The sequence below is a fragment of the Streptomyces sp. NPDC014656 genome (assembly GCF_043084305.1).
In the GTDB taxonomy this organism is placed as follows: Bacteria; Actinomycetota; Actinomycetes; order Streptomycetales; family Streptomycetaceae; genus Streptomyces.
On sequence record NZ_JBIBZN010000002.1, the window covers coordinates 164,439 to 191,175 of the forward strand.

Annotated in this window: 26 protein-coding genes; 8 read left to right on the forward strand and 18 right to left on the reverse strand. The window is 72.0% G+C overall.

Annotation, left to right across the window (positions count from 1 at the left end):
- Positions 1-133: 133 nt before the first annotated feature.
- Together ACF1ED_RS04585 and ACF1ED_RS04590 are read left to right on the forward strand one after the other, a co-directional pair.
- Positions 134-1,300: an ABC transporter ATP-binding protein gene (locus ACF1ED_RS04585; RefSeq protein ID WP_391756936.1), complete on the forward strand. Its 1,167-nt coding sequence runs from the start codon at positions 134-136 to the stop codon at positions 1,298-1,300.
- On the forward strand, positions 1,297-2,133 hold the full coding sequence (locus ACF1ED_RS04590; RefSeq protein WP_391756937.1) for an ABC transporter permease: 837 nt from the start codon (positions 1,297-1,299) through the stop codon (positions 2,131-2,133). Before ACF1ED_RS04585 ends, ACF1ED_RS04590 begins: the two co-directional genes overlap by 4 nt.
- A 4-nt stretch (positions 2,134-2,137) precedes the next feature.
- On the opposite strand, the gene ACF1ED_RS04595 is transcribed toward ACF1ED_RS04590, so the two are convergent.
- Entirely contained in the window at positions 2,138-2,464 is a 327-nt protein-coding gene (locus ACF1ED_RS04595; RefSeq protein WP_391756938.1) for an ATP/GTP-binding protein, read from the reverse strand.
- A 197-nt stretch (positions 2,465-2,661) separates the two neighbouring features.
- Here ACF1ED_RS04595 and ACF1ED_RS04600 point away from each other — a divergent pair, with 197 nt between their 5' ends.
- Entirely contained in the window at positions 2,662-3,696 is a 1,035-nt protein-coding gene (locus tag ACF1ED_RS04600) for an LLM class flavin-dependent oxidoreductase (RefSeq protein WP_391756939.1), read from the forward strand.
- A 128-nt stretch (positions 3,697-3,824) separates the two neighbouring features.
- On the opposite strand, the gene ACF1ED_RS04605 is transcribed toward ACF1ED_RS04600, so the two are convergent.
- The gene (locus ACF1ED_RS04605; protein ID WP_031006219.1) at positions 3,825-4,217 is read right to left on the reverse strand and encodes an SCO5389 family protein; all 393 of its coding nucleotides are present in this window, start codon (positions 4,215-4,217) and stop codon (positions 3,825-3,827) included.
- 227 nt (positions 4,218-4,444) lie between these two features.
- Here ACF1ED_RS04605 and nucS point away from each other — a divergent pair, with 227 nt between their 5' ends.
- The gene (nucS, locus tag ACF1ED_RS04610; RefSeq protein ID WP_391756940.1) at positions 4,445-5,125 is read left to right on the forward strand and encodes an endonuclease NucS; all 681 of its coding nucleotides are present in this window, start codon (positions 4,445-4,447) and stop codon (positions 5,123-5,125) included.
- A 76-nt stretch (positions 5,126-5,201) separates the two neighbouring features.
- Here the strand turns inward: nucS and ACF1ED_RS04615 are convergent, their stop codons facing one another.
- The 3 genes from ACF1ED_RS04615 to ACF1ED_RS04625 form a co-directional block, all read right to left on the reverse strand.
- Entirely contained in the window at positions 5,202-7,871 is a 2,670-nt protein-coding gene (locus tag ACF1ED_RS04615) for an ATP-binding protein (RefSeq protein ID WP_391756941.1), read from the reverse strand.
- A 226-nt stretch (positions 7,872-8,097) separates the two neighbouring features.
- Positions 8,098-8,421 carry an STAS domain-containing protein gene (locus ACF1ED_RS04620; protein WP_188269246.1) on the reverse strand — a complete coding sequence of 108 codons (324 nt, stop codon included), beginning with the start codon at positions 8,419-8,421 and terminating at the stop codon, positions 8,098-8,100.
- 127 nt (positions 8,422-8,548) lie between these two features.
- Positions 8,549-9,397, reverse strand: coding sequence for a 3-hydroxyacyl-CoA dehydrogenase family protein (locus ACF1ED_RS04625; protein WP_391756942.1), 849 nt, complete (start codon positions 9,395-9,397; stop codon positions 8,549-8,551).
- Positions 9,398-9,557: 160 nt separating this feature from the next.
- On the opposite strand from ACF1ED_RS04625, the gene ACF1ED_RS04630 reads away from it, so the two are divergent.
- Entirely contained in the window at positions 9,558-10,130 is a 573-nt protein-coding gene (locus ACF1ED_RS04630) for a cob(I)yrinic acid a,c-diamide adenosyltransferase (RefSeq protein ID WP_391756943.1), read from the forward strand.
- Here ACF1ED_RS04630 and ACF1ED_RS04635 read toward each other — a convergent pair.
- Positions 10,127-10,807, reverse strand: coding sequence for a hypothetical protein (locus tag ACF1ED_RS04635; RefSeq protein ID WP_391756944.1), 681 nt, complete (start codon positions 10,805-10,807; stop codon positions 10,127-10,129). The two genes, ACF1ED_RS04630 and ACF1ED_RS04635, sit on opposite strands and share 4 nt — an antisense overlap.
- 174 nt (positions 10,808-10,981) lie before the next feature.
- On the opposite strand from ACF1ED_RS04635, the gene ACF1ED_RS04640 reads away from it, so the two are divergent.
- The 3 genes from ACF1ED_RS04640 (at position 10,982) to ACF1ED_RS04650 (ending at position 14,820) form a co-directional block, all read left to right on the forward strand.
- Entirely contained in the window at positions 10,982-12,208 is a 1,227-nt protein-coding gene (locus ACF1ED_RS04640; RefSeq protein ID WP_391756945.1) for a sensor histidine kinase, read from the forward strand.
- Positions 12,205-12,852, forward strand: a complete 648-nt coding sequence (locus ACF1ED_RS04645) for a response regulator (RefSeq protein ID WP_391756946.1) — start codon at positions 12,205-12,207, stop codon at positions 12,850-12,852. Before ACF1ED_RS04640 ends, ACF1ED_RS04645 begins: the two co-directional genes overlap by 4 nt.
- Positions 12,853-13,059: 207 nt before the next feature.
- Positions 13,060-14,820: a glycosyl hydrolase family 18 protein gene (locus ACF1ED_RS04650; RefSeq protein ID WP_391757495.1), complete on the forward strand. Its 1,761-nt coding sequence runs from the start codon at positions 13,060-13,062 to the stop codon at positions 14,818-14,820.
- A gap of 62 nt (positions 14,821-14,882) precedes the next feature.
- Here ACF1ED_RS04650 and ACF1ED_RS04655 read toward each other — a convergent pair whose 3' ends face one another.
- From ACF1ED_RS04655 to glyA, 12 genes are all read right to left on the reverse strand, one after another.
- Complete coding sequence (locus tag ACF1ED_RS04655; protein WP_043219714.1) at positions 14,883-15,329, reverse strand: DUF2550 domain-containing protein; 447 nt, start codon at positions 15,327-15,329, stop codon at positions 14,883-14,885.
- Between the two features lie 147 nt (positions 15,330-15,476).
- Positions 15,477-15,851: a F0F1 ATP synthase subunit epsilon gene (locus ACF1ED_RS04660; RefSeq protein ID WP_031006240.1), complete on the reverse strand. Its 375-nt coding sequence runs from the start codon at positions 15,849-15,851 to the stop codon at positions 15,477-15,479.
- 202 nt (positions 15,852-16,053) lie between these two features.
- Positions 16,054-17,496, reverse strand: coding sequence for a F0F1 ATP synthase subunit beta (atpD, locus tag ACF1ED_RS04665; RefSeq protein ID WP_390062542.1), 1,443 nt, complete (start codon positions 17,494-17,496; stop codon positions 16,054-16,056).
- Entirely contained in the window at positions 17,496-18,413 is a 918-nt protein-coding gene (locus ACF1ED_RS04670; RefSeq protein ID WP_391756947.1) for a F0F1 ATP synthase subunit gamma, read from the reverse strand. The genes atpD and ACF1ED_RS04670 overlap by 1 nt, the downstream gene beginning before the upstream one ends.
- Positions 18,414-18,433: 20 nt before the next feature.
- Entirely contained in the window at positions 18,434-20,032 is a 1,599-nt protein-coding gene (gene atpA / locus ACF1ED_RS04675) for a F0F1 ATP synthase subunit alpha (RefSeq protein ID WP_150231729.1), read from the reverse strand.
- 137 nt (positions 20,033-20,169) lie between these two features.
- Entirely contained in the window at positions 20,170-20,985 is an 816-nt protein-coding gene (locus ACF1ED_RS04680; RefSeq protein WP_391756948.1) for a F0F1 ATP synthase subunit delta, read from the reverse strand.
- Entirely contained in the window at positions 20,982-21,527 is a 546-nt protein-coding gene (locus ACF1ED_RS04685) for a F0F1 ATP synthase subunit B (RefSeq protein WP_391756949.1), read from the reverse strand. Before ACF1ED_RS04685 ends, ACF1ED_RS04680 begins: the two co-directional genes overlap by 4 nt.
- 44 nt (positions 21,528-21,571) lie before the next feature.
- Positions 21,572-21,802 carry an ATP synthase F0 subunit C gene (gene atpE / locus ACF1ED_RS04690; RefSeq protein ID WP_006346597.1) on the reverse strand — a complete coding sequence of 77 codons (231 nt, stop codon included), beginning with the start codon at positions 21,800-21,802 and terminating at the stop codon, positions 21,572-21,574.
- A 90-nt stretch (positions 21,803-21,892) separates the two neighbouring features.
- Positions 21,893-22,702, reverse strand: a complete 810-nt coding sequence (gene atpB / locus ACF1ED_RS04695; RefSeq protein ID WP_200427647.1) for a F0F1 ATP synthase subunit A — start codon at positions 22,700-22,702, stop codon at positions 21,893-21,895.
- Between the two features lie 225 nt (positions 22,703-22,927).
- Positions 22,928-23,341, reverse strand: coding sequence for a hypothetical protein (locus tag ACF1ED_RS04700; RefSeq protein ID WP_043219692.1), 414 nt, complete (start codon positions 23,339-23,341; stop codon positions 22,928-22,930).
- A gap of 285 nt (positions 23,342-23,626) precedes the next feature.
- Positions 23,627-24,934 carry an MraY family glycosyltransferase gene (locus ACF1ED_RS04705; protein WP_391756950.1) on the reverse strand — a complete coding sequence of 436 codons (1,308 nt, stop codon included), beginning with the start codon at positions 24,932-24,934 and terminating at the stop codon, positions 23,627-23,629.
- A 108-nt stretch (positions 24,935-25,042) separates the two neighbouring features.
- On the reverse strand, positions 25,043-26,290 hold the full coding sequence (gene glyA / locus ACF1ED_RS04710; protein ID WP_391756951.1) for a serine hydroxymethyltransferase: 1,248 nt from the start codon (positions 26,288-26,290) through the stop codon (positions 25,043-25,045).
- Positions 26,291-26,737: the final 447 nt, after the last annotated feature.

A 26,737-nucleotide genomic window follows, 5' to 3' on the forward strand; every position in this document is an offset into this window, starting at 1 on the left:
TTCGCTTCGGTCTCGTATCTCCGGCGCGGGAACCGTCAACGGCTGGATAAGCTCCTGACTCGTACGGGGGCCTTCCGGCAGCGCGCCGTCATGCCCCGATCGCACACCACCGAGCTGTCGATGGGGCTGGAGAATGATCGAGGCAGTCGGCCTGACCAAGCGCTACGGCGCGAAGACGGCCGTGTACAACCTTTCCTTCCAGGTGAGGCCGGGTGTCGTCACCGGCTTCCTGGGCCCCAACGGCTCCGGCAAGTCGACCACCATGCGCATGATCCTGGGCCTGGACGCGCCCACGTCCGGCCGGGTGACGATCGGCGGCCACCCCTTCCGGCAGCTGCCGAACGCGCCCCGGCAGGTCGGCGCCCTGCTGGACGCCAAGGCCGTGCACGGCGGCCGCAGCGCCCGCAACCACCTCCTCTCGCTGGCCCAGCTGGCCGGCATCCCGGCCCGCCGGGTGGACGAGGTGCTGGGCGTGGTGGGCCTCCAGGACGTCGCCAAGCGGCGCTCCAAGGGCTTCTCGCTCGGCATGGGCCAGCGGCTCGGCATCGCGGCGGCCCTGCTCGGCGACCCGCAGGTGCTGCTCTTCGACGAGCCGGTCAACGGCCTCGACCCGGAGGGCATCCTCTGGGTGCGGAACCTGATGAAGAAGCTGGCGGCCGAGGGCCGCACGGTCTTCGTCTCCAGCCACCTCATGAGCGAGATGGCGCTGACGGCGGACCACCTGATCGTGATCGGCCGGGGGCAGCTGCTCGCGGACATGCCGGTGAAGCAGTTCATCTCGGCGAACTCGGCGGACTTCGCCCGGGTCCGCACCCCGGAGGGCGAGCCCGCGCTGCGGGACAAGCTGTCGGGCGTGCTCGTCGAGGCCGGCGGCCAGGTCCTCTCGGAGCCGGACGGGGCGCTGCGCGTCACCGGTCTGCCGCTGCCGAGGATCAGCGACCTGGCGCACGGGGCGGACGTACGGCTCTGGGAGCTGTCGCCGCACCAGGCGTCGCTGGAGGAGGCGTACATGCGGCTGACGCAGGGCGCGGTGGACTACCGCTCCAGCGACGACAAGCTGGCCCACCTCCAGGCCCCGCCGCAGCCCGGGCAGCCGGGGTACGGCCTGCCGCCGCAGCCGGTGGCCCCGGCGGACGTGCCGCAGCAGGGCTGGTACGCCCCGCCGCCGCCCGGACAGAACCCGTACGCCGCCGCCCCGCAGCCTCCCGCGGCCGCGCCCGCCGCGCCGCCCACGCCGCCCCAGGCCGCCCCGCGGCCGAGCCTCCAGAAGCCGAGCGACACCACCGAGGACGCCCGATGACCGCCCCGACGCCGACCCCGACCCCCCCGCCGCCGTACGGCTACGTCTCCCCCATCCCGGTCCGCCGGGCGCACCTCGGCGACGCGCTCGCCTCGGAGTGGACGAAGATCCGCTCGGTGCGCTCCACGATGTGGACGCTGGGGACGATGGTCCTGCTGATGCTGGCCATCGGTCTGAGCGTGGCCGCGGTCGCCGCCGGCGAGGGCGGGAACATGGGCGAGGAGTCGGCGCTGCCGCTGGGCTTCTTCGGGATGCTGCCGGCGTCGATCTGCGTGATCACGCTGGGCGTGCTGACGATCTCGTCCGAGTACGGCACGGGCATGATCCGGACGACGCTGACGGCGTGCCCGAGCCGGGCCCGGGTGCTGACGGCGAAGGCGATCGTCTTCTTCCTGCTGGTCTTCACGGTGACCCTGGTGGTCGCGTTCGCGGTGGCGACCGCTCAGGTGGCCATGGTGGAGGCGGCGGAGCCGACGGGCGCGGAGTGGGCGCGGGCCACGGTCGGCGCGGCCGGCTTCATGGCGGTGCTCGGCCTGCTGTCGATGGGGGTCGGGGCGCTGGTGCGCCACTCGGCCGGCGCCATCACGGTGATGATCGGCGTGCTGCTGCTGCCGCTGGTGGCGGCGCTGTTCATGTTCGCGCCGGCGCTGAAGGGGATCCAGGAGGCGCTCTTCACCTACTCGGTGCCCTCGCAGATGATCGCGCTGTACAGCGCCCAGCCGCCGTTCGGCGACAGCGGCCCGGCGGGCTGGGAGGCCCTCTTCACCCTGGCCGGGGTGGCCGCGGTGGCGGTGGGCGGCGCCTACGCGCTGCTGAACAGCCGGGACGTCTGAGGCCCTAGTACTTCGGCGCGTTGCGGGACCGCTGCACCCCGGGGGTGCGGCGGTCCTTCGCGTTCCAGCAGGCCTTGTGCCAGTGGCGGCGGTCGTCGACGCCGCCGTACTCGGGCCAGGCCACGACGTGCGGGGCGCCGCCGGGGATCTCCTGGTCGCAGCCGGGGCAGCGGTAGCGCTTGCCCGGGGAGCTGGCGCCGGCGACGAGCCGGACGTACCACTCCTCGCCCTGCCAGCTCTCGGTGCGCTGCGATCCGCCGTACCGGTCGTCGCGGTCCTCCTGCGCCGCCGGCTTGGCGCCGCGGCGGGAGCGGTGGTGACGCGGGGGCACAGCACACCTCACGGGGTCGGGAACACGGACCGTTCCTTCCAGCGTACGGGCCGCGACGGGGTGGCCGGAGCCCCGGTCCGGGAGCCCGGGCCGAAAATCGCAAGAACTTCATGCGGGGCCGTTGCCTTTGGCACGTGTCAGGCGTTGTTGCCGGTACGGGGGAAGTGAACGCGCCGGCCGCGAGGAGGCAGAAGGCGATGCGCGTAGGAACGTTCGTTCTGGCGGCCCAGTTTCCGGGCCAGGGGCAGGGTGAGGCGCTGCACCGTGCGGTGCGGACCGCCGAGGTGGCCGAGGAGGCGGGCCTGGACTCGGTCTGGCTGGCCGAGCACCATTTCGTGCCGTACGGCGTGTGCCCGTCGGCGGTGACGCTGGCGGCGCTGCTGCTGGGCCGCACCGAGCGGCTGCGGGTGGGCACGGCGGTGAGCGTGCTGCCGAGCGTCCACCCGGTCGCCCTCGGCGAGCAGGCGGCGCTGCTGCACGTGGTGTCGGGCGGCAGGTTCACCCTCGGGGTGGGGCGCGGCGGGCCGTGGGTGGACCTGGAGGTGTTCGGCGCGGGCCTCGACGCGTACGAGCGCGGCTTCCCGGAGGCCCTCGACCTGCTGCTGCGGTGGCTCACCGAGCCCCGGGTGGGCGCCTCGGGAGAGCGGTTCTCCTTCCGTGAGGTGGCGGTGGTGCCCCGGTCCGGGGAGCTGATCGGCGGCGAGGCGTCCCCGGAGGTGGTCGTGGCCTGCACCTCGCGGAAGAGCGTGCGGCTGGCCGCCGAGCGGGGGCTGCCGATGCTCCTCGGCATGCACTGCGGGGACGAGGAGAAGGCGGAGATGGTCACGGCCTGGGCCCGCTGGGCGCGGGAGGCGGGCCGGGATCCCGACGAGATCGCGCGGATCGGCTCCGGCCACGTCTCGGCGGGCGTGGTGCAGCTCGCGGACCGCGTCCGGGAGGCGGCGGAGACCTTGGTGAAGGCGATGCCGGGCTGGCTGAAACAGGGCCTGGACGCGCATGTGACGGTGGACGGCCGGCACCGCGCGATGCGGGACCCGGTGGCGTACACCGAGCTGCTCTGCTCGCTGCACCCGGTGGGCACCCCGGAGCTGGCGGCGGACCGGCTGGCGGCGACCGCCGAACGCACCGGCATCACCCGCTTCGCGCTGCTCGCCGAGGGCTCCGGCGACCTCGCCGGGACGGAGGAGAACCTGCGGCGGCTCGGCGCCGAGGTCCTCCCCCGGCTGGGCTGAGGGCAGCACGGTGCCGCCGCTCCGGCGTCCCCGCGAGCGATGCGCGTCGACACGCACCGATCGCGGCTCCCGCGACGCGGGGCGGCGGCATTCGAGTGCCGACGGATCCCGGTGGCGACGGTCGGACCTCAGCAGTCGCGGAGTTCCGGCGACTGGTTGAGCAGCTGGCCCCGTATCGAGGTGAAGCGGGCGAGGCGCTCGTCCACCGCAGGGTCCAGCGGGAAGACCGCCACGCGGTGGCAGTTCTGGAAGGCGAGACGCACTCCGAAGTGGCGCTGGAGCGCACCGCGGATCGCATCGCTCGCCAGCGCGCGCAGCAACTGGCCGCGTGCCTGCTCGTTCGGCGGGGGCGTCTGGTTGTCGGCGAACTCTCCGCCTTCGACCTCCAGCTGGGCCACCAGAGAACTGATCATCTCCCACGCGAAGGGCAGGGAGGTCCGGACGCAGTCGACGAAGGCGGCTTCGTCGACCTCGCCTCGCTCGGCCTGTTCCAACAGTGCCGGTGAGACGTCGAGCGACATGGGTTCTCCTCTCGCGACCCCGCGGACGGGGTCTGTGCGGGCAGGGGCGAGGGCCGCCGTACGCCACGCAGCGTGCACGGACGACGACCTCCAGCTCCCACGGTAAGCGCGCGGTGCTGCCCGCACCAGGCGATTGGGCACACAACAGGCCGATAACCGACGGGTGTTCGGCTCACACAGGTGCCCGAATCGCGTAGAAGGGCGCTCCTCTTGTAGCGTTGCCGACCATGCGTCTCGTCATTGCCCGTTGCTCCGTGGACTACGCGGGCCGGCTCACGGCCCACCTGCCCTCCGCACCCCGTCTGATCCTGATCAAGGCAGACGGCAGCGTCTCGATCCACGCGGACGACCGGGCGTACAAACCGCTCAACTGGATGTCCCCGCCGTGCACGCTCAAGGAGGGTTCCGACGGCGCCGACGGCGACGCGGGCATCTGGACCGTGATCAACAAAGCGGGCGAGAAACTGATCATCACGATGGAGGAGATCCTCCACGACTCGTCCCACGAACTGGGCGTGGACCCGGGTCTCATCAAGGACGGCGTCGAGGCCCACCTCCAGGAGCTGCTGGCCGACCGCATCGAGACGCTGGGCGAGGGCTGGACGCTGGTCCGCCGCGAGTACCCGACGGCCATCGGCCCGGTCGACATCCTCTGCCGGGACGCGGACGGCGCCACGGTCGCGATCGAGATCAAGCGGCGCGGCGAGATCGACGGCGTCGAGCAGTTGACCCGCTATCTGGAGCTGCTCAACCGCGACCCGCACCTCGCCCCGGTGAAGGGCGTCTTCGCGGCGCAGGAGATCAAGCCGCAGGCGCGGGTGCTGGCGACGGACCGCGGGATCGACTGCGTGGTGCTCGACTACAACGCCCTGCGCGGCATCGAGGACGACAAGCTGCGGCTGTTCTGAGCCGGACGGCCGGAGAACACGGCGAAGGGGACGGTCCCGGGCGCGCCGAGCGCCCGGGACCGTCCCCTTTCCGTGCTCAGCTCACGGGGGCCCCGGAGGTGGCGGGGGCGCCGTCGAGGGTGGCCGAGGCGGAGTCCTCCGGCCCCCCGTCCGTCGGCTGGTCGGGGGTCGGCGCCGTGGTCGGCGGGGCGGTCGTCGGCGTGGGGGTGGGGGCCGTGGTCGTCTGCGTGGGGGTCGGGGTCGTCGACGGCGGCTCGCTCGTGCCCGTCGGGCCCGACGACGGGCGGGTGGTGGTCCGGGTCGGCACGGGGTGGGTGCCCGTCGGGACTCCCGGTGTCGTCGTCGGCGTCCCGGTGGTCGCCGGCGCGCTCGTCGACGGGTCCGCCGGGTCCGGGGCCGTCGTCGACGGGGAGCCGGTCACCGTCGGGTCCGTGCCGGTCGCCGACGGGGTGGCGCCGGAGGTGGTGGGGCCGGGCGAGCCGGAGGCGGTCGGCGTGCCGGTCGCGGTCGGGTCGCCGGACCCGCCGCCCTCGGCGGGGGCCCCGTCGTCCGTGCCGGGGTCCTCCGCGCCGCCCTGGTCCGCCGTGCTGTCGGTGGAGACGGTGCCGGAGGCGGGCGCTTCGTCGTCGGAGGTGGCGCCGAGGGTGACCACGGTGCCGAGGACGGCGACGAGGAGCGCGCCGGCGCCGACGGCGGCGAGGTTGCGGCGGGTGCCGGCGAGGATCCCGGCGGCGAGGCCCTTGCGCGGCGGCTCCGCCGGGGCGGCGACGGGCCGGGTGACGACGGCGGGGCCCTCGTCGGCGAAGTCCTTGAAGCCCGGGAAGTCCGGGAAGCCGGGCGGCACGAGGGCGGCCGTCGCGGGCACCGGCGGCAGGAGCTCGGTCGATGGTTCGACGGGGGCCGGGGCGGCGGCGCGTACGGCGGGCAGGCCGCGCGGCGGGGAGTCGGCGCGGACCGCGGCCGGGGCGGGCTCCCGCTCGCGGCCGAGGTCGGCGACGAGGGCGAGGGCCCGGCGGCCGGCGACGGTGCCCCGCTTGTCGGCGAGGACCCCGCGCAGGCCGATCGAGGCCTCCAGTTCGGCGCGGGCGCGGCCGAGGTTGCCGGCGCAGATCGCGAGGACCCCGAGCTCGTGGTGGAAGTACGCCTCCTCGGCGACGTCGCCGGCGAGCCGGGCGGCCTCCTGACCGGAGCGCAGGGCGCGCTCCCAGGCGCTCCAGTGGAGGCCGGCGGCGAAGGCGGGGGCGGCGGCCCGGGCGAGGGCGACGGCGGTGGCGCGGCGCTCGGCCTCGGCCTCGGCACCGCCCGCGGTGTCCCCGAGGAGGGCGGCGAGCGCGGCGAGCAGGGCGTCGGACTCGGCGGCGGCCCGCTCGGGGCCCACCGAGGGGTGGCCGGCCCACCAGGCGTAGTGCTGGGCGGCGGTCCGGACGCGGTCGGCGGCGTCGTGGCCGTAGCCGTGGGCGAGGAGCTGGGTCAGGACGCCGCCGGCGAGCCGGTGCCGGGTGCCGGCGGGGGTGAGGAGGCCGCAGGCGCGCAGCTCGCCGAGGGCGGCGTCGGCGTGGGTGTCGCCGACGAGCGCCGGGAGGTGGGCGTGGTGCGGGAGCTCGCCGCCGAGGGCGACGGCGAAGCGGAGCGTGGTCTGGGCGGAGCGGCTGAGCCGGGAGGCGAGCAGCGCGGCGGGGGCGGCGCCCTCGCCGAGGCTGGGCAGCGGCACCTCGTGGAGCTCGATGTCGGGGTCCTCGTACGGGTCGAGGCCGGGCGCCGTGCCGCCGGGGCCCGCCCCGGGGGTCGTACCGGACGGGCCGAAGGCCTCCTCCAGGGCGCCGAAGGCGTCGAACTCGGCGGGGGTGACGCGCAGCCGGTCGCGCTGCCGGAGCAGGGCGCCGGCCTGGACGAAGCGGAGCGGCAGGCCCTCGGACTCGAACCAGAGGTCGCCGGCCCAGTTGGCCTCCTCGTCGGTGAGGCGGCGGCCGACTGCGGCCTCCAGGAGGGCGAGGGAGGCGGCGCGGCCGAGGCCGGGGAGGGCGACCTCCTCGATCCGGGCGTCGGCGGAGGGGGCGGGGACGCCGGGGGCGGCGGCGAGGAGGAAGGCGCACTCGGGGGCGGCGGCGAGGAGTTCGTCGAGGGCGGCGCCGCCGAACTCCAGGTCGTCGACGACCACGACGGCGCCGACGCCGGCGAGGGCGTCCCGCAGGCCGTCGCGGTCGGGCCGGTGGTGGGGGGCGTGCAGGACGGCGGCACGGAGCTCGTGGAGGAGTTCGCCGGTGGTGCGGTGGTGGCCGGAGAGGCGGACCACGCCGTCGGGGGCGAGGGAGGCGCAGTCGTCGGCGACGGCGTCGAGGAGTGCGGTGCGGCCGGAGCCGTCGGGGCCGGTGAGGCGGGCGGAGCGGCCGCGGGTCAGGGTCTCGGTGAGCCGGGCGCGCTGCTCGTCGCGTTCCAGGAGGGGCAGTTCGGGGGCGGCGGGGCCGGGCGGCGCGGGCACGGCGGCGGCGCGGGCGGCCTCGGCGCGCTCCTCGGGGGTGCGGCGGCGGGCGGGCGGGGGTTCCTCGCCGGGCGGGCAGGGCTCGATCTCGCTGCCGTCGACGGGGTTGACGGTGAGGAGCAGGCCGCCGGAGACGATCCGGGTGACGCGGGCGCGGGCGGGGGCCGCGGCGGCGCGCTCGGGCAGGGCGGCGGGGTGTGCGGGGCGGGCGTCCTCGGCCGCGGTGTCGTGACCGGACTCGTCCGGCCCCCGGTGTATCGGGTCCATGGTCAAAGCCCCCAAGAGCGGTGGTGCGGAGCCCGCCGGGTGGGTCCGTCGTCGGGTACGGGCGACCGAACCCTAGACGGTAGCGGGGGCTCCGGGAACAGGCGGGGTGCCGTGGAGACCAAGACGTCACGGTCTTGTGAGGATTGAGCGTGACGCCTGGTTCGCACAGGGGCTTCACAGACGGCGGGGCGTCGTTCGCCTCCGGGTCCGCGCGGGCACCGCCCGTTCAGACCCGGGGCAGGGACTCCAGCGCGAGGCCGCCCTCGATGGCGAGGATGCGGTGGAGGCGGGTGGCGACGAGGAGCCGCTGCATCTGCGGCGGCACCCCGCGCAGGACGAGCCGGCGGCCGCAGCGGCCGGCCCGTCGGTGCGCGCCCATGATCACGCCGAGGCCGGTGGCGTCCCAGGAGTCGAGTCCGGTCAGGTCGAGCACCAGGTCGCCGACGCCGTCGTCGACGGCCGAGTGCAGGACCGTACGGGCGTCCGCCGCGCTCCGGACGTCGAGGCGGCCCCCGACGACCAGCTCGGCATGGTCGCCCCTGATGTGCATAGTCGCTCCCCGGGAAATGCTCCGTCTTCGCAACAACTGACTGCTGCCTCGGCAGATACGTTGCGCCTTGTCGTCGAACCGATACCTGAATTCACTCCATGGAGTGAGGTGCTGTGGCGGGCGGAGCTCAGTACGTGTAGAAGCCCTGCCCGCTCTTGCGGCCGAGGTCGCCCGCGTCCACCATCCGGCGCATCAGCTCCGGCGGCGCGAACTTCTCGTCCTGGGTCTCGGCGTAGATGTTGCCGGTGGCGTTGACCAGGATGTCGACGCCGGTGAGGTCGGTGGTGGCGAGCGGGCCCATGGCGTGGCCGAAGCCCAGCTTGCAGGCGAGGTCGATGTCCTCGGCGGTGGCGACGCCCGACTCGTACAGCTTGGCGGCCTCGACGACGAGGGCCGAGATGAGGCGGGTGGTGACGAAGCCGGCGACGTCGCGGTTGACGACGATGCAGGTCTTGCCGACGGACTCGGCGAAGGAGCGGGCGGTGGCGAGGGTCTCGTCGCTCGTCTTGTGGCCGCGGACCAGCTCGACGAGCTGCATCATCGGGACGGGCGAGAAGAAGTGGACGCCGACGACGGCCTCGGGGCGCTCCGTCACCGCGGCGATCTTGGTGATCGGGATGGCGGAGGTGTTGGAGGCGAGGACCGCGCCGTCCTTGGCGATCTTGTCGAGGGAGCGGAAGATCTCGTGCTTGACCTCGATCTTCTCGAAGACGGCCTCGACGACGACGTCGGCGTCCGCGACGGCTTCGAGCTCGGTGGTGGCGGTGATCCGGCCGAGGGCGGCCTCCGCGTCCGCGGCGTCCAGCCGGCCCTTCGCGACGAACTTGTCGTACGACGCCTTGATGCCGTCGGTGCCGCGGGTCAGGGCGGCGTCGGTGACGTCCCGCAGGACGACGTCCCAGCCGGCCTGGGCCGAGACCTGCGCGATGCCGGCTCCCATGAGTCCGGCCCCGATGACGGCGAGCTTACCGGCCACGAATTCCACCCCTTAACACCTGTTCACTTCTGGCTCTCCGGCGGAGATTAGCGGGCCGGGGGCGCCGTGTGACCGCTAAGTAACGCGCGTCACGCTCTCTTTGACGGACGTCACACTCACGACAGGTACGGAGGGCGGGGGTGTCACTAGGGTGGGGTCCATGGTCAATCTGACGCGCATCTACACCCGCACCGGCGATCAGGGCACCACGGCCCTGGGCGACATGAGCCGCACCGCCAAGACCGACCTCCGGATCGCGGCCTACGCGGACGCCAACGAGGCCAACGCCGTGATCGGCACCGCGCTCGCGCTGGGGCGACCGGAGGAGGAGGTCGCCGCCGTCCTCACCCGCGTCCAGAACGACCTGTTCGACGTGGGCGCCGACCTCGCCACCCCGGTCGTCGAGGATCCGGAGTACCCGCCGCTGCGGGTGGAGCAGTACTACGTGGACAAGCTGGAGGCGGACTGCGACCGCTTCCTGGAGCGGCTGGAGAAGCTGCGCTCCTTCATCCTGCCCGGCGGCACGCCCGGCGCGGCGCTGCTGCACCAGGCGTGCACGGTGGTCCGCCGCGCCGAGCGCTCGACGTGGGCGGCCCTGGAGGTCCACGGCGAGACGATGAACCCGCTGACGGCGACGTACCTCAACCGCCTGTCCGACCTCCTGTTCATCCTGGCCAGGGTGGCCAACAAGGAGGTCGGGGACGTGCTCTGGGTACCGGGCGGCGAGCGCTAGGACGGGCGGCCGGCGGAGCCCCGGCGGGGGGCGGCGGGGCGTTCGCCGGGGGGCACGGCGTCCTCGCGCGGGGTGCCGGCAGGGTGGCCGGGGGTGTGCTCCGGGTGCCGGGCGGGGAGCGCCGCGGTCTTTTCCGGGCCGCCCTCCGGCTCCTTCTTCGGCCAGACCGAGTAGCTGAGCGCGATCAGGCCGTGGATGCCGACGGCCCGCCAGACCCCGGTGATCGAGGCCTCCAGCTTGGAGGTGTCGCCGTCGCCGCCGACGTACCAGACGGCGGCGAGCAGCAGGGCGGAGGCGACGGTGCCGGCCACCAGGGTGCCGAGCCAGATCCGTCCCTCGTGCCGGGCGCGGGCCATGCCGTAGCGGGGCGGCTTCGGCGGCGGGGGTCCGCCGCCGAGGCGGTGGGCGGCGTGGCCGTCGAGCCACTTCACGGTGCGGTGGCCGTGACCGACGGTGTAGCCGATGTAGATCGCCGCGAGGCCGTGCCGCCAGGCGGGTTCCGCACCGCTCTTGAGGTCGATCGCGGTGACGACGAGGAGGAGCACCTCCAGGAGCGGCTCGCAGAGCAGCAGCCCCATGCCCAGCTTCGGCATGCGCAGCAGATAGCGGGCGGTGAGCCCGGCGGCCAGCAGGACCCAGAAGCCCACCTCGCAGACCACGATCATCGTGACGATCACGACGGTTCCCCTTTCGCTTCCCCCGGCGGGTCCCTTCCAGCGTCCCGTGGGCGCGGGCCCGGTTCGTCGTCACCGGTGAGGAAACGCGCCTACATCCTTCGACGGAGGCGGGCGCCGGCGCGGATCGGCCCGGACGCCGAGGCCCGGGGCCCCTCGGGCGTGTTGGATGGGTACGTGCCCCTCCCCCGCCCCTCCCTCCCCCGCCCGCACCGCCACGACCTGCTGATCGCCTTCGCCGGCTTCGCCGTCGGCGTGCTGTTCTGGTCGTACGGGCTGTACACCACGGGCGACCGGGTCTTCGGCCAGCGGTGGGCGGCGCTGGTGCCGCTGGCGGCGATGACCGGGGCGGAGGTGCTGCGCCGGGTGGCGCCGCGGACCGCGCTGGCCGTGGGCACGGTGGCGCTCGTGGGCGACCAGTTCACCAACGGGAACCTGGCCACCGTGCTGATGTTCACGGACGTCGTCTACGCGGCGGTCGTCTACGGCACCCCGGCGCAGGCCCGCCGCGTCCCGTACACCACCGCGCTGGTCACCGTCGCCACCACGGTGACCTTCCTCGTCTGGTGGCAGAACGCGATCGCGCTGCTCGTCGGGGCGATCACCGGCATGCTCTCCTTGCTGCCCGCGGTCACCGGCTCGGTGGTGCGCAACCACCGGGAGGCGGCGGAGGCGGCCCGGCTGCGTGCCGAGCAGACCGCGCTGCTCGCCGAGATGGACCGGGCGCAGGCGGTGGTGGCGGAGCGGGCGCGGATGGCGCGGGAGCTGCACGACATGGTGGCCAACCACCTGTCGGCGATCGCGATCCACTCGACGGCGGCGCTCTCCCTCGACGACCCGGGCACCACCCGGCAGGCGCTCACCGTGATCAGGGAGAACAGCGTGGCGGGGCTCGCGGAGATGCGGCGGCTGATCGGGCTGCTGCGGGACAGCGGCGCGGAGACCGAGCCGGCCGCGACGGCGAGCCTGGCGGGGCTGGACACCCTGGTGGCGCAGGCGCGGGCGAACGGGGCGGCGAGCGGGCTGCGCTTCGTCCTGGACGACGCCCGGCGGGACGGTCCGGCGCTGCCGGCGCCGGTGGAGCTGGCCGCGTACCGGATCGCGCAGGAGGCGCTGACGAACGCGCTGAAGCACGCGGCGCCCGGCGAGGTGCGGGTGGCGCTGGCGCGCGCGCACGGGGTGCTGCGGGTGACGGTGACGAGTCCGTACGGGGAGCGGCCGGGGCCGCGCGCGCCGGGTTCGGGCGCCGGACTGGTGGGGATGCGCGAGCGGGTGGCGCTGCTCGGCGGGTCACTGGAGGCCGGGGCGGTGGCGGGGAACGGCGACGACGGGGCCGGGGCCTGGAGAGTGTGGCGGGTGCGGGCGGAGCTGCCCGTGGACGTGAGCGAGGAGGAGCGGGCATGACGGTGCGGGTGGTGGTGGCCGAGGACCAGAGCGCGGTGCGGGCCGGTCTGGTGCTGATCCTGGGGAGCGCGCCGGACATCGAGGTGGTCGGGGAGGCCGAGGACGGCGAGCGGGCGGTGGAGCTGGCCCGGGAGCTGCGGCCGGACCTGGTGCTGATGGACGTGCAGATGCCCCGGATGGACGGGGTGACGGCGACCCGGCTGGTGGTGGCCGAGGGGCTCGCGGACGTGCTGGTGCTGACCACCTTCGATCTCGACGAGTACGTCTTCGGGGCGCTGCGCGCGGGGGCGTCGGGCTTCCTGCTGAAGAACGCGGACGCGCGGGAGCTGATCGAGGCGGTGCGGACGGTGGGGCGGGGCGAGGGGCTGATCGCGCCGGCGGTGACCCGGCGGCTGATCGCGGAGTTCGCCGCGGGGGCCCGGCCCGGCCCGGGGGCGGACCCCTCGGTCCTGGAGCCGCTGACGCCCCGGGAGCGGGAGGTGCTGTCGGTGCTGGGGGCGGGGCTGTCGAACGCGGAGATCGCGGTCCGGCTGGAGATGGCGGAGGCGACGGTGAAGACGCACGTCAGCAAGGTGCTGGGGAAGCTCGGGCTGCGGAGCCGGGTGCAAGCGGCCGTGCTGGCGCAGGAGTTGGGGCTTCGATAGACGTCACCGACGTTGGTCTGGACCTCTTGACGATTGGTCCAGACCTTCCTACGCTCGCGGGGCGCGCGCAACTCTTCCGGACCACCCCCACCCCGAACGTCCGCAACTTGAGGAGCACCGTTGAGCACTCAAGCACCGACGCGCCGAAGAGGCTTCAAGGCGAAGGCCGCCGCCGGCCTCACCGCCCTGGCCCTCCCGCTCGCCGCCATGGTCGGCCTCGCCTCCCCCGCCGAAGCCGCGACCTCGGTCACCGCGACCTACACCAAGACCCAGGACTGGGGCACCGGCTTCGGCGCCAACTGGACCATCAAGAACACCGGCACCACCTCCATCTCCGCCTGGAACCTGGAGTGGGACTACCCCTCCGGCACCAAGGTCACCTCCGCGTGGGACGCCACCGTCACCAACAGCGGCGACCACTGGACCGCCAAGAACGTCGGCTGGAACGGCACCCTGGCCCCCGGCGCCTCGGTCTCCTTCGGCTACAACGGCTCCGGCTCCGGCGCCCCCAGCGGCTGCAAGATCAACGGCGCCTCCTGCGACGGCTCCACCCAGCCCGGCGACAACCCGCCCTCCGCCCCCGGCACCCCGGCCGCCTCGAACATCACCGACACCTCGGTGAGGCTCTCCTGGGGCGCGGCCACCGACGACAAGGGCGTCAAGAACTACGACGTCCTGCGCGACGGCACCAAGGTCACCACCACCACGGCCCTGAACTACACCGACCAGGGCCTCACCGCCGGCACCGACTACAGCTACACCGTCGTCGCCCGCGACACCGCCGACCAGACCGGCCCCTCGGCCGGCCCCGTCGCGGTCCGCACCACCGGCGGGGGCGGCGGCCAGCCCGTCCCGAACGCCGTGAAGATGGGCTACTTCACCAACTGGGGCGTCTACGGCCGCAACTACCACGTGAAGAACATCGTGACCTCGGGCTCCGCGTCCAAGATCACCCACATCAACTACGCCTTCGGCAACGTGCAGGGCGGCAAGTGCACCATCGGTGACGCCTACGCCGACTACGACAAGGCCTACACCGCCGACCAGTCAGTCGACGGCGTCGCCGACACCTGGGACCAGCCGCTGCGCGGCAACTTCAACCAGCTGCGCAAGCTGAAGAAGGCGTACCCGAACATCAAGGTCCTCTGGTCCTTCGGCGGCTGGACCTGGTCCGGCGGCTTCGGCCAGGCCGTCCAGAACCCCGCCGCCTTCGCCCAGTCCTGCTACGACCTGGTCGAGGACCCGCGCTGGGCCGACGTCTTCGACGGCATCGACCTCGACTGGGAGTACCCGAACGCCTGCGGCCTCACCTGTGACACCAGCGGCGCCGCGTCCTTCAAGAACATGATGCAGGCCATGCGCGCCAAGTTCGGCGCGAACAACCTGGTCACCGCGGCCGTCACGGCCGACGCCTCCGCCGGCGGCAAGATCGACGCCGCCGACTACGCGGGCGCCGCGCCGTACTACGACTGGCTCAACGTGATGACGTACGACTTCTTCGGCGCCTGGGCGGCGAAGGGCCCGACCGCCCCGCACTCCCCGCTGACCTCGTACGCCGGCATCCCGCAGGCGGGCTTCAACTCCGCCGAGGCGATCGCCAAGTTCAAGGCCAAGGGCGTCCCGGCCTCCAAGCTGCTGCTCGGCATCGGCTTCTACGGCCGCGGCTGGACCGGCGTCACCCAGTCCGCCCCCGGCGGCACCGCCACCGGCCCCGCGCAGGGCACCTACGAGCAGGGCATCGAGGACTACAAGGTCCTCAAGGCCTCCTGCCCGGCCAACGGCACCGTCGCCGGCACCGCCTACGCCCACTGCGGCACCAACTGGTGGAGCTACGACACCCCCGCCACCGTCAACTCCAAGATGGGCTGGGCCAAGAACCAGGGCCTCGGCGGAGCCTTCTTCTGGGAGTTCAGCGGTGACACCACCAACGGCGAGCTGGTCTCCGCGATCAACGGCGGCCTGAGCTAGCACCCCGGCACGACGAAGCGGGGGACGGTGCAGCACACCGTCCCCCGCTTCCGTACGACCGCCTACGCGACGTTGACCCTCTGCCCGGGCGGCGCCGCCTCCAGCCAGGCCATGAAGCCGGTCCGGGCGTCCTCGCTCATCGCGAGCTCCAGCCGGACCCCGTTGTACATGCAGGGCTGGATCACCGAGTCCGAGAGCAGCGCCAGCTCCTCCTCGCCCTCCGGCATCCGGCGCTCCAGGGCCACGATGGCCGAGCGCTCCAGGAAGCGGCGGGGGCGGGGCGCGTACGAGAAGACCCGGAACCAGGCGATCTCGTCACCGCTGTACCGGGCGACGCCGTACACCCAGCCCTTGCCGCTGAGGTCCGGCTCCTCCGGGACGTCCCAGCGCAGCGAACAGTCGAAGGTGCCGCCGGCCCGCTGGATCAGCCTGCGGCGCAAGCCGAAGACGAAGAGCCCGATCACCACCAGTGCGACGACCAGGCCGCACACGAACAGCGCGAGGAACATCTTCACCGACCTCCTCGCTGCGTCCCGTGACCGGCGCCGCCGGCCTCACCGAATACAACCTGCATCTGCATCGCCTCAGCCGCGGCACGGTCTGGAACATTCCAGCCGTGCCGCGGCTGAGGGCACTACTCTTCGGTCGCGGGTCCGCTAGCGGACCGCTACCGCGCGCAGCCGGACCTCGGCGCGCCGCTCGGCGGCGGCGTCCTCGTCCGACTTGGCACGCTCCAGCGCGCGCTCGGCACGCTGGGCGTCGATCTCGTCCGCCAGCTCGGCGATCTCCGCCAGCAGCGACAGCTTGTCGTCCGCGAAGGAGATGAAACCGCCGTGGACGGCGGCCACGACGGTGGCGCCCTCGCTCGTGCGGATGGTCACCGGGCCCGACTCCAGCACACCGAGCAGCGGCTGGTGACCGGGCATGACGCCGATGTCGCCGGAGGTGGTACGCGCGATGACCAGGGTGGCCTCGCCGGACCAGACACTCCGGTCCGCGGCGACCAGCTCGACATGCAGCTCAGCAGCCAAGGGTGGGCTCCTCGGGTCACCACCCGGCGGGGCTGCCGGGTGTTGGGTCAAAGTCTAATCGGGCTCCCGGCACCGGAGTGCCGGGGCCCGCCCCCCCGGGGTGGATGCCGGGGGTCCGGGGGTCGTCCCCCGGAAGGTACAGCTCAGGGGCGTGAGGAAGGGGGCGGGAACTCTCCCGCCCCCCTCAGGGCGAGCACGGGGCTCAGGAGACGCCGAGCTCCTTGGCGTTCTTCTTGAGGTCCTCGAGACCACCACACATGAAGAAGGCCTGCTCCGGGAAGTGGTCGAACTCGCCGTCGCAGATCGCGTTGAACGCGGCGATCGACTCGTCGAGCGGGACGTCCGAACCGTCCACACCGGTGAACTGCTTGGCGGCGTGGGTGTTCTGCGACAGGAAGCGCTCGACACGACGCGCGCGGTGCACGACGAGCTTGTCTTCCTCGCTCAGCTCGTCGATACCGAGGATCGCGATGATGTCCTGGAGGTCCTTGTACTTCTGCAGGATGCCCTTGACGCGCATGGCGGCGTCGTAGTGGTCCTGCGCGATGTAGCGCGGGTCCAGGATCCGGGACGTGGAGTCCAGCGGGTCCACGGCCGGGTAGATGCCCTTCTCGGAGATCGGACGGGAGAGAACCGTCGTCGCGTCGAGGTGGGCGAAGGTGGTCGCCGGCGCCGGGTCGGTGAGGTCGTCGGCGGGGACGTAGATCGCCTGCATCGAGGTGATCGAGTGACCACGGGTCGAGGTGATGCGCTCCTGGAGGAGACCCATCTCGTCGGCCAGGTTCGGCTGGTAACCCACCGCGGAGGGCATGCGGCCGAGCAGGGTCGACACCTCGGAACCGGCCTGGGTGAAGCGGAAGATGTTGTCGATGAAGAACAGCACGTCCTGCTTCTGCACATCGCGGAAGTACTCCGCCATGGTCAGACCGGCGAGGGCCACGCGGAGACGGGTGCCCGGGGGCTCGTCCATCTGGCCGAAGACCAGCGCGGTCTTGTCCAGAACGCCGGACTCCTCCATCTCCGCGATGAGGTCGTTGCCCTCACGGGTGCGCTCGCCGACGCCGGCGAAGACGGAAACGCCCTCGTGCAGCTTGGCCACACGCATGATCATTTCCTGGATCAGAACGGTCTTGCCGACACCGGCGCCACCGAACAGACCGATCTTTCCACCCTTGACGTACGGGGTGAGAAGGTCGACGACCTTCAGGCCGGTCTCGAACATCTCGGTCTTCGACTCGAGGTCCGCGAACGCCGGGGCCTTGCGGTGGATGGACCAGCGCTCGCCGACCTCCGCCTCCGCCTCGGGCTCGTTCAGGATCTGGCCCAGCGTGTTGAACACGCGACCCTTGGTGACGTCGCCGACGGGCACCGTGATGCCGTCGCCGGTGTCGACCACGGGGGCCTGGCGGACCAGACCGTCGGTGGGCTGCATCGAGATGGTGCGGACGACGCCGTCACCCAGGTGCTGCGCGACCTCGAGGGTCAGCGTCTTGAGCGCGCCCTCCTCGGCCGGGTCGGCGACCTGGACGTGCAGGGCGTTGTAGATCTCCGGCATCGCGTCGACGGGGAACTCCACGTCGACGACCGGGCCGATGACCCGGGCGACGCGGCCCGTGGCGGCGGCCGTCTCAACAGTGGTCGTCATTACTTGTCACTCCCCGCGGTCGCGTCGGCCAGGGCTGCGGTGCCACCGACGATCTCGCTGATTTCCTGGGTGATTTCGGCCTGGCGGGCCGCGTTGGCAAGTCGGGAGAGGTTGTTGATCAAGTCTCCCGCGTTGTCGGTCGCCGACTTCATCGCGCGCCGCGTCGCGGCGTGCTTCGACGCCGACGACTGGAGCAGCGCGTTGTAGATGCGGCTCTCGACGTAGCGCGGCAGAAGGGCGTCCAGGACGTCCTCCGCCGACGGCTCGAAGTCGTACAGCGGACGGAGCGTGTCCGACTCGCCGGCCTCCTTCGCGACCTCGTCGAGGCTGAGGGGCAGCAGCCGGGCCTCGACCGCCGTCTGCGTCATCATCGAGACGAACTCGGTGTAGACGATGTGGAGCTCGTCCACACCACCCTCGGCCGTGTCCTGCTCGATCGCCTCGATCAGCGGCTCGCCGATCTTCTTGGCGTCCGCGTACGTCGGCTCGTCCGTGAAGCCGGCCCACGTGCCGGCCAGCTTGCGCTCACGGAAGTTGAAGTGCGCGATGCCACGGCGGCCGACGACGTAGACGCCGACCTCCTTGCCCTCGCTCTCCAGCCGCTTGATGAGCTGCTCCGCCGCCTTGATGGCGTTGGAGTTGAAGGCGCCGGCCAGACCGCGGTCGCTCGACAGGAGCAGAACCGCGGCACGGGACGGGTTCTCGGCCTCGGTCGTCAGCGGGTGCTTGTCGTTGGCACCCGTCGCCACCGCGGTCACCGCGCGGGTGAGCTCGGTGGCGTACGGGGTGGACGCCTGCACCTTGCGCTGGGCCTTGACCACGCGCGAGGCGGCGATCATCTCCATCGCCTTGGTGATCTTCTTCGTCGCGGTGACGGATTTGATGCGACGCTTGTAGACCCGGAGCTGCGCTCCCATGAGTCAGGTCCCTTCCGTCGTCACTTCGAGACGTTGACGGCGGCAGGGGCGTCTTCGCCGAGCAGCTTGCCGTCAGAGGTCTCGAACTGCTTCTTGAACTCCGCGATGGCGTCGGCGACGGCCGTCAGGGTGTCGTCCGACATCTTCTTGCCCTCACGGATGGAGGTCATGAGACCGGAGTGGTTCTGGCGGAGGTACGCCAGGAGCTCGGCCTCGAAGCGACGGATGTCGGCGACCGGGACGTCGTCCATCTTGCCGGTGGTGCCGGCCCAGACCGAGACGACCTGGTTCTCCGTGGGCATCGGCTGGTACTGAGCCTGCTTGAGCAGCTCGACCATCCGCTGACCGCGCTCCAGCTGCGCCTTCGAGGCCGCGTCCAGGTCGGAACCGAAGGCCGCGAAGGCCTCCAGCTCACGGAACTGGGCGAGGTCCACGCGGAGGCGACCGGCGATCTGCTTCATGGCCGGGTGCTGGGCGGAGCCACCGACGCGGGAGACCGAGATACCGACGTTCAGGGCCGGGCGCTGGCCGGCGTTGAACAGGTCGGACTCCAGGAAGCACTGGCCGTCGGTGATGGAGATGACGTTGGTCGGGATGAACGCCGAGACGTCGTTCGCCTTGGTCTCGACGATCGGCAGACCGGTCATCGAACCGGCACCCAGCTCGTCCGAGAGCTTGGCGCAACGCTCCAGGAGGCGCGAGTGCAGGTAGAAGACGTCACCCGGGTAGGCCTCACGGCCCGGCGGGCGGCGCAGCAGCAGCGACACGGCGCGGTAGGCGTCGGCCTGCTTCGACAGGTCGTCGAAGATGATCAGGACGTGCTTGCCGTCGTACATCCAGTGCTGGCCGATGGCCGAGCCGGTGTACGGGGCGAGGTACTTGAAGCCGGCCGGGTCGGACGCCGGGGCGGCGACGATCGTCGTGTACTCGAGCGCGCCGGCCTCCTCCAGGGCACCGCGCACGGACGCGATGGTGGAGCCCTTCTGGCCGATGGCGACGTAGATGCAGCGGACCTGCTTGTTCACGTCGCCCGAGCGCCAGTTGTCGCGCTGGTTGATGATCGTGTCGACGGCCAGGGCGGTCTTGCCCGTCTGGCGGTCGCCGATGATCAGCTGGCGCTGGCCGCGGCCGACCGGGGTCATGGCGTCGACGGCCTTGTAACCGGTCTCCATCGGCTCGTGCACCGACTTACGGGCCATGACGCCCGGGGCCTGCAGCTCGAGGGCGCGGCGGCCCTCGGTCGCGATCTCGCCGAGACCGTCGATCGGGTTACCGAGCGGGTCGACGACGCGACCCAGGTAGCCCTCGCCGACGCCGACGGAGAGGACCTCGCCGGTGCGCTGCACCGACTGCCCCTCCTCGATGCCGCTGAACTCGCCGAGGACGATCGCGCCGATCTCGCGCTCTTCCAGGTTCAGCGCGAGACCGAGGGTGCCGTCCTCGAACTTCAGCAGCTCGTTCGCCATGGCCGAGGGAAGACCCTCGACCTTGGCGATGCCGTCGCCTGCCAGGCTGACCGTGCCGACCTCCTCGCGCGAGGCCGCGTCCGGCTGGTACGACTGGACGAAGGTCTCCAGCGCGTCCCGGATCTCCTCCGGCCGGATCGTGAGCTCCGCCATCTGGGTTCCCTGCTCTCCTTGTTGGGCCCGAAGTTTCTTAAGGGGTCTGGGGGCCGACCCCCAGGAATCTTCTGCAATCTCTGCACGGCCCAACCGGGCCGCTGTGATGCGTGTTGTGTTGCCGGCGGCCGGAGCCGTCAGCCGGCCAGCCGCCGCTTCGCCTCGCCGAGGCGCTCGGAGACCGTGCCGTCGATGACCTCGTCGCCGACCCGCACCGAGATCCCGCCGAGGACCGTCGGGTCCACGTCCAGGTTCAGGTGCATCGCGCGGCCGTACAGCTTCGCCAGTACGGCGCCGAGGCGCTGCTTCTGCTGGTCGGACAGCGGCACCGCCGAGGTGACGACGGCGACCATCCGGTCCCGGCGCGCCGCGGCGAGCTTGGACAGGGACTCGAGTCCCGCTTCCAGGCTACGTCCCCGGGGCTGGGTCACCAGACGGACGACCAGACGCTCGGTGGTGGCGTTGGCCTTGCCGCCGAGCAGGTTGCGCAGCAGCTCGCCCTTGGCGGCGGTCCTGGCGGTCTTGTCCGTCAGCGCCGAGCGGAGCTCGGGGTTGGAGGACACGATCCGGCCGAACCGGAACAGCTCGTCCTCGACGTCGTCGAGGGAGCCCGCCTTCTGGGCCGCGGTGAGGTCGGCGGTGTTCGCCAGCTCCTCGGCCGAGTCCACCAGGTCGCGCGAGCGCGACCAGCGGGAACGGACCATGCCGGACACCAGGTCGACGGTCTCGCCGCCGACCTGACCGGTCAGGAGTCGCTGCGCGAGCTCGGCCTTGGCCTCACCCGACTGCGCGGGGTCGGTCAGAACCCGGCGCAGCGACACCTCGCGGTCCAGCAGGACGGTGACTGCGGCCAGCTCGTCCGCGAGCTTCTTCGCGTCGACCGGGGTGTTGTCGGTCAGCGCGTCGAGGGACTCACGGGCTGCGGCCAGTGCCTCACGGCTCGCTCCGTTCATCGGACGGCCTCTGCCTTCTCCTCGAGCTCATCGAGGAAGCGGTCGATCGTGCGGCTCTGGCGGGCGGCGTCCTCGAGGGACTCCCCGACCAGCTTGCCGGCCAGGTCCGTGGCGAGCTTGCCGACGTCCTGTCGCAGCGAGGCGGCCGCGGCCTTGCGGTCGGCCTCGATCTGCGAGTGACCGGCGGCGATGATCTCCTCGCGCTGGCGCTGGCCCTCCGCCTTCATCTCCTGGATGATCGCGGTGCCCTGCTCCGTCGCCTCCTGGCGGAGACGCGCGGCCTCGTGGCGGGCCTCGGCAAGCTGTGCCTTGTACTGCTCCAGCACACTCTGAGCCTCGATCTGGGCCGACTCGGCCTTCTCGATGCCACCCTCGATGGCCTCGCGGCGCTCGCCCAGAACCTTGTTGATGTTCGGGATGAGCTTCTTGGCGAGGAAGCCGAAGACGATGACGAAGGCGATCAGGCCGATGACGAGCTCGTCAAGATGCGGGAGGAGGGGGGGCTGGGGCTCCCCCTCGGCCGCAAGAAGCAGAGCGTTCACATCAGTGCCTTCCGTGAAAATGTGGCTGTCGTCGAGAAGGAGGCTTAGTAGACGAAGCCCATGACGATGCCGATGAGGGCGAGCGCCTCACAGAAGGCGAAACCCATGATCTGGTTGGTGCGGATCAGGCCGGCCGCCTCGGGCTGGCGGGCGAGGGCCTGGGTGCCGTTACCGAAGATGATGCCGACGCCGACGCCGGGGCCGATCGCGGCGAGGCCGTAACCGATGGCGGCGACGTTGCCTTCGACAGCAGCAAGGGTCTGGAGAGCGGACATGCCGGTTCTTCCTTCTCTTTCAAGGACCCGGTGGGGGTTGGCCACCGGAGACTGCGGGGTGGGTGGTGGAGCTGGTCCGTGGCAGGGGGCTCAGTGGTGCTCGGAGAGCGCGCCCTGGACGTAGCTGCAGGCCAGGAGCACGAAGACGTACGCCTGGACGGCCTGGATGAAGAGCTCGAAGGCGGTCATCACGAGCACCATCACGAAGGACGTGCCGGCGTAGATCACGCCGATGCCGTTGAGCAGGTACCAGGAAGCCAGCGAGAACATCACGATCAGCAGGTGACCGGCGAACATGTTCGCGAACAGTCGGACCGCGTGCGTGAAGGGCCGGATGATCAGGTTCGAGAAGAACTCGAGGACGACGACCAGCGGCAGGATCGGGCCGAGGGACTTGTCCCAGCCGACGATGTTCTTCCAGCCGCCGACGAAGCCGTGCTTCTTGAAGGTCAGCGAGACCCAGAGCACGTAGACGATCAGCGCGAGGGCCGCCGGGAAGGCGATCAGCGAGGTGACCGGGAACTGGGCCAGCGGGATGATCGACCAGAGGTTCATCATCCAGACGAGGAAGAACATGGAGACCATGAAGGGGACGTACTTCTCGCCGTCCTTCTTGCCGATGATCTCGTAGACGATGCCGCGGCGCACGAAGTCGTAGCCGGCTTCGCCGATCATCTGCATCTTGCCGGGGACCAGCTTCGGCTTGCGGAAGGCCGCCCAGAAGAAACCGACCACCACGACGGAGCTCAGGACCGCGAGCAGCATGGGCTTGGTCAGCTCGAAGCCGCCCCACGTCGCGATCGGCTCGTAGATGAACGTGTGCAGGCCCGGAGCCGGGAAGCCGCATCCGGTGAAGATGTGGCAATCCGGGTCGAAGGCAAGCGTCTGGTCAGCACTCACCGCGGGCTCCTTCAGCGTGGCGCATAGGTACGGCAACCTCGTTGTGTCGGCGCGGCGAGCAGCCGCGGGTCGGCACTGGACTGGTCTTACGGATAAGGGGGCGGCGGTTCGGCATCGAGCCTCGCGCTGGGACAGGCGCCGCTTCGGATGCCCGCGCCCGCAATGCCGCAGTTGGCACCGGACGATAGCAGGAAGCCGAACGCGCCTTTATCCCGGCCCTACCCTTCACGACTTCGAACCCGTTTTCTCGGGCTCGACGTACGCGATCTTGGCCTTCATGTAGGCACGGGCCTGGGCCGCGACCCACACCACGGTCGCCGCGAGCAGCGTGAAGGCGAAGGCCTTGAAGTCGAACACCGTGGTGCCCTTCAGCAAGGCCAGGAAGACGAAGAGAACCAGCAGCTGGGTCGTGTAGAGCAAGAGCCCCATGGCCTGGAACAGCTGCGGAAGCTTCTTTGCCGTCCGCTGCAGCACCAGCATCCCGATGCCCATGAAGAGCAGGACCACCAGGGTGCCGAGGACGGCGCCGATCGCGCCCTTCCCGCCGGCGACGATGCCGCTGATCACCGTGGCGATGGCGCCGACGGCGGCAGTGGGTACGACGGCCGAGAGAAGGAGGCGTGCGTCGCTGGAAGGCATGGCGGTGTCTCCGCTTTTGATGGAGGGGGCGATGGTGTCGTCAGGGACGAGCGTAAGCCCGGTCCGAGGTGGGTCTCGGGGCCAACAGACCGTCGCACTACGGTCTTTCGGCACTGTCGCCGGGTCTCGTGAACCGTATCACAAACTATTTGAATAGGTCTTTACTCAGAGGGTGTGCCAACTGTCACACATGAGGGTTACAACGCGCGGTTGTGCGCGACAGCGGGGCACCTTGTCTGGTATTGGGCCCCGCTGAGGCTTTCGTCAGCCGTCAGTGACGGGACGTCAACTCGGCGTCCCGGCCTTCCGCCGGTCGGAGAAGCGCGAACGGTGACCGATGGCCGTCGAACCGTGCAGCCCGGCCGGCACCGGCACCCGCTCGTCCTCCGCCGCCCCGTGCTCCGGCTCCGGCTCGGGGACCGGCCCGCGCCGCCGGTAGCGGGGCGGGACGACCGACTCCGCCCAGCGGGGCGCCCGCGGCGAGAAGCGCGGCAGCAGGAGCAGCACCAGCCCGAGGGCGCTCAGCGCGGTGACGGCCAGCACGATCCACATGGACGTCGAGTGCACCGAGTACGCGAGCGTGCCGAAGGCGATCAACGCGGACCAGAAGTACATGATCAGCACGGCCCGGCTGTGCGAGTGGCCGATCTCCAGGAGCCGGTGGTGCAGGTGGCCGCGGTCGGCGGCGAAGGGCGACTGGCCCTTCCAGGTGCGCCGCACGATCGCCAGGACCAGGTCGGTCATCGGGATCGCGATGATGGTCAGGGGCAGGATCAGCGGGATGAAGACGGGCAGCGCCGCGTGGGTCGCCTGCCGGGTCGAACCCTCGAAGATCTTCAGGGTGTCCGGGTCCACCTGGCCGGTGATCGAGATGGCGGAGGCGGCCAGGATCAGGCCGATCAGCATCGAGCCGGAGTCGCCCATGAAGATCCGCGCCGGGTGCATGTTGTGCGGCAGGAAGCCCAGGCACATGCCCATGAGGATCGCGGCGAAGAGGGTCGCGGGGGCCGCCGCCTCGATCGTGTAGCCGTACCAGAGGCGGTACGCGTACAGGAAGAAGGCGCCGGTCGCGATGCAGACCATGCCGGCGGCGAGGCCGTCGAGACCGTCGACGAAATTGACCGCGTTGATCGTCAGGACGACCAGGGCGACCGTCAGCAGGGTGCCCTGCCACTGGGTCAGCGCGACCGTGCCGACGCCCGGGATCGGCAGCCACAGGATCGTCAGGCCCTGCGCCACCATCACGCCGGCCGAGATCATCTGCGCGCCGAGCTTGATCAGCGCGTCCAGCTCGAACTTGTCGTCCAGGACGCCGATCAGCCAGATCAGCGCGGCGCCGGAGAGCAGCGCCCGCGGTTCGTTCGACTGGTCGAAGACGCTGTTGAGGTTCTGGAGGTGGTCGGCGACGAGCAGGCCCGCGCAGAGGCCGAAGAACATGGCGATGCCACCGAGCCGCGGAGTCGGTTCTCGGTGCACGTCGCGCGCGCGGATCTCGGGCATCGCGCCGGTCGCGATGGCGAACTTCCGCACCGGACCGGTCAGCAGATAGGTCACCGCGGCCGTGACACAGAGCGTCAGCAGGTAATCACGCACGGGCTGTCCCCACAGGAATCGCTGGCCATCTCAGCCCCACACCCTAGCCGTGCCGTCCATGTGGTGGGAGACACCAGGGGGCGCGGAACGGTTGCGACCGCTTCCGGCTCACCGTCCATACGGGGGAAAACTCCTGGTCAGCTCCCGTACCTCGGCACGTACCCGAGCCGTCTCCTCCGGTTCGTCCCGCAGCGCGGCCGTGAACAGCGCGGCGACGCGGGCCATCTCCGGGGCGCCCATCCCCTGCGTGGTGACGGCGGCGGTGCCGAGCCGGATCCCCCGGCCGTCCCCGTGGGGCAGCGCGCAGGTGTCGAGGACCAGGCCGGCGGCGGAGAGGCGGGCCCGCGCGGTGCGCCCGTCGACGCCCAGCGGCGCGGGGTCGGCGGTGATGAGGTGGGTGTCGGTGCCGCCGGTGGTCAGCGCGAAGCCCTCGGCGGCGAGCGCGGCCGCGAGCACGCGCGCGTGCTCGACCACCCGATGGGCGTACGCGGTGAAGGCCGGGGTGGACGCCTCCCCCAGGGCCACCGCCTTCGCCGCGATGGTGTGCATCTGGGCGCCGCCCTGCGTGAAGGGGAAGACCGCGCGGTCGACCCGCTGGGCCAGCTCCGCCGTGCACAGCACCATCCCGCCGCGCGGCCCGCGCAGCACCTTGTGGGTGGTGGCGCAGACGACGTCGGCGTACGGGACGGGGTTCGGCGCCGCTCCCCCGGCGACGAGGCCGATCGGGTGGGCCGCGTCGGCGATGAGGTACGCCCCGACCTCGTCGGCGACGGCGCGGAAGAGCGCGTAGTCGGGGTGGCGAGGGTAGGAGATCGAGCCGCACACGATCGCCGTCGGCCGGTGGTGGCGGGCGAGCGCGGCGACCTGTTCGTAGTCGATGAGCCCGGTCTCGGCGTCGACGCCGTACGGGACGAAGTCGAACCAGCGGCCGGAGAAGTTGGCGGGCGAACCGTGGGTCAGGTGCCCGCCGTGGTCCAAGCCCATGGCGAGGACCGTGTCACCGGGCTTCAGAAGGGCCGCGTACGCCGCCAGGACGGCCGAGGAGCCCGAGTGGGGCTGGAGGTTGGCGTGATCGGCTCCGAAGAGCGCGGTGGCCCGTTCCACGGCGATCCGCTCGGCCGCGTCGGCGTACTCGCAGCCGCCGTGGTGCCGGGCGCCCGGATACCCCTCGGCGTACTTGTTGGCGAGCGGCGAGCCCAGCGCCGCCAGCACCGCCGGCGAGGTGAAGTTCTCCGCCGCGATCAGCTGGAGCGTCTCGGCCTGCCGCCGCGCCTCCCCCAGCAGCACGTCGGCGATCTCCGGGTCCTGCCGCCGCAGGACGTCGAGGACCTCTTCTGGGGGCGCGCTGACCGACATGGCTGACTCCGTGCCTGGGGGACGTAGCACCAATGTAGGCGCGCCCCCGCCGCCCCGCCCCCGGACGCCCCGGGGGCCCGGCTCAGCGGCCGCGTCGGGACGCTCCGGGGCTCACCGTCGCGTCGGGACGCCCGTCAGGGCCGTGACGACCGGGTCCAGGGCTTCCTGGAGCCCCCCCTCCCGACGCGCCCCTCGCACCGGGCGGCCCCGGGGGCCTTCCGGGCTTCGGGCCGCTGCGGCGGCCTCCGACCGCCGGGACGGGGCCGGGGCCCTACGCGCAGGGCGTCACCGCCGTGTCGGGACGCCCGTCAGGGCCGTGACGACCGGGTCCAGGGCTTCCTGGAGCCCCCCCTCCAGACGCGCCCCTCGCACCGGGCGGCCCCGGGGGCCTTCCGGGCTTCGGACCGCTGCGGCGGCCTCCGACCGCCGGGACGGAGCCCTACGCGC

Bases quoted from the DNA above. Each gene is read 5' to 3' on its own strand.
- ACF1ED_RS04585 (WP_391756936.1), top strand. From the start codon at position 134: ATGATCGAGGCAGTCGGCCTGACCAAGCGCTACGGCGCGAAGACGGCC.
- ACF1ED_RS04590 (WP_391756937.1), top strand. From the start codon at position 1,297: ATGACCGCCCCGACGCCGACCCCGACCCCCCCGCCGCCGTACGGCTAC.
- ACF1ED_RS04600 (WP_391756939.1), top strand. From the start codon at position 2,662: ATGCGCGTAGGAACGTTCGTTCTGGCGGCCCAGTTTCCGGGCCAGGGG.
- ACF1ED_RS04605 (WP_031006219.1), bottom strand. From the start codon at position 4,217: ATGTCGCTCGACGTCTCACCGGCACTGTTGGAACAGGCCGAGCGAGGC.
- nucS (WP_391756940.1), top strand. From the start codon at position 4,445: ATGCGTCTCGTCATTGCCCGTTGCTCCGTGGACTACGCGGGCCGGCTC.
- ACF1ED_RS04615 (WP_391756941.1), bottom strand. From the start codon at position 7,871: ATGGACCCGATACACCGGGGGCCGGACGAGTCCGGTCACGACACCGCG.
- ACF1ED_RS04620 (WP_188269246.1), bottom strand. From the start codon at position 8,421: ATGCACATCAGGGGCGACCATGCCGAGCTGGTCGTCGGGGGCCGCCTC.
- ACF1ED_RS04630 (WP_391756943.1), top strand. From the start codon at position 9,558: ATGGTCAATCTGACGCGCATCTACACCCGCACCGGCGATCAGGGCACC.
- ACF1ED_RS04645 (WP_391756946.1), top strand. From the start codon at position 12,205: ATGACGGTGCGGGTGGTGGTGGCCGAGGACCAGAGCGCGGTGCGGGCC.
- ACF1ED_RS04650 (WP_391757495.1), top strand. From the start codon at position 13,060: ATGGTCGGCCTCGCCTCCCCCGCCGAAGCCGCGACCTCGGTCACCGCG.
- ACF1ED_RS04655 (WP_043219714.1), bottom strand. From the start codon at position 15,329: ATGTTCCTCGCGCTGTTCGTGTGCGGCCTGGTCGTCGCACTGGTGGTG.
- atpD (WP_390062542.1), bottom strand. From the start codon at position 17,496: ATGACGACCACTGTTGAGACGGCCGCCGCCACGGGCCGCGTCGCCCGG.
- ACF1ED_RS04670 (WP_391756947.1), bottom strand. From the start codon at position 18,413: ATGGGAGCGCAGCTCCGGGTCTACAAGCGTCGCATCAAATCCGTCACC.
- atpA (WP_150231729.1), bottom strand. From the start codon at position 20,032: ATGGCGGAGCTCACGATCCGGCCGGAGGAGATCCGGGACGCGCTGGAG.
- ACF1ED_RS04680 (WP_391756948.1), bottom strand. From the start codon at position 20,985: ATGAACGGAGCGAGCCGTGAGGCACTGGCCGCAGCCCGTGAGTCCCTC.
- atpE (WP_006346597.1), bottom strand. From the start codon at position 21,802: ATGTCCGCTCTCCAGACCCTTGCTGCTGTCGAAGGCAACGTCGCCGCC.
- ACF1ED_RS04700 (WP_043219692.1), bottom strand. From the start codon at position 23,341: ATGCCTTCCAGCGACGCACGCCTCCTTCTCTCGGCCGTCGTACCCACT.
- glyA (WP_391756951.1), bottom strand. From the start codon at position 26,290: ATGTCGGTCAGCGCGCCCCCAGAAGAGGTCCTCGACGTCCTGCGGCGG.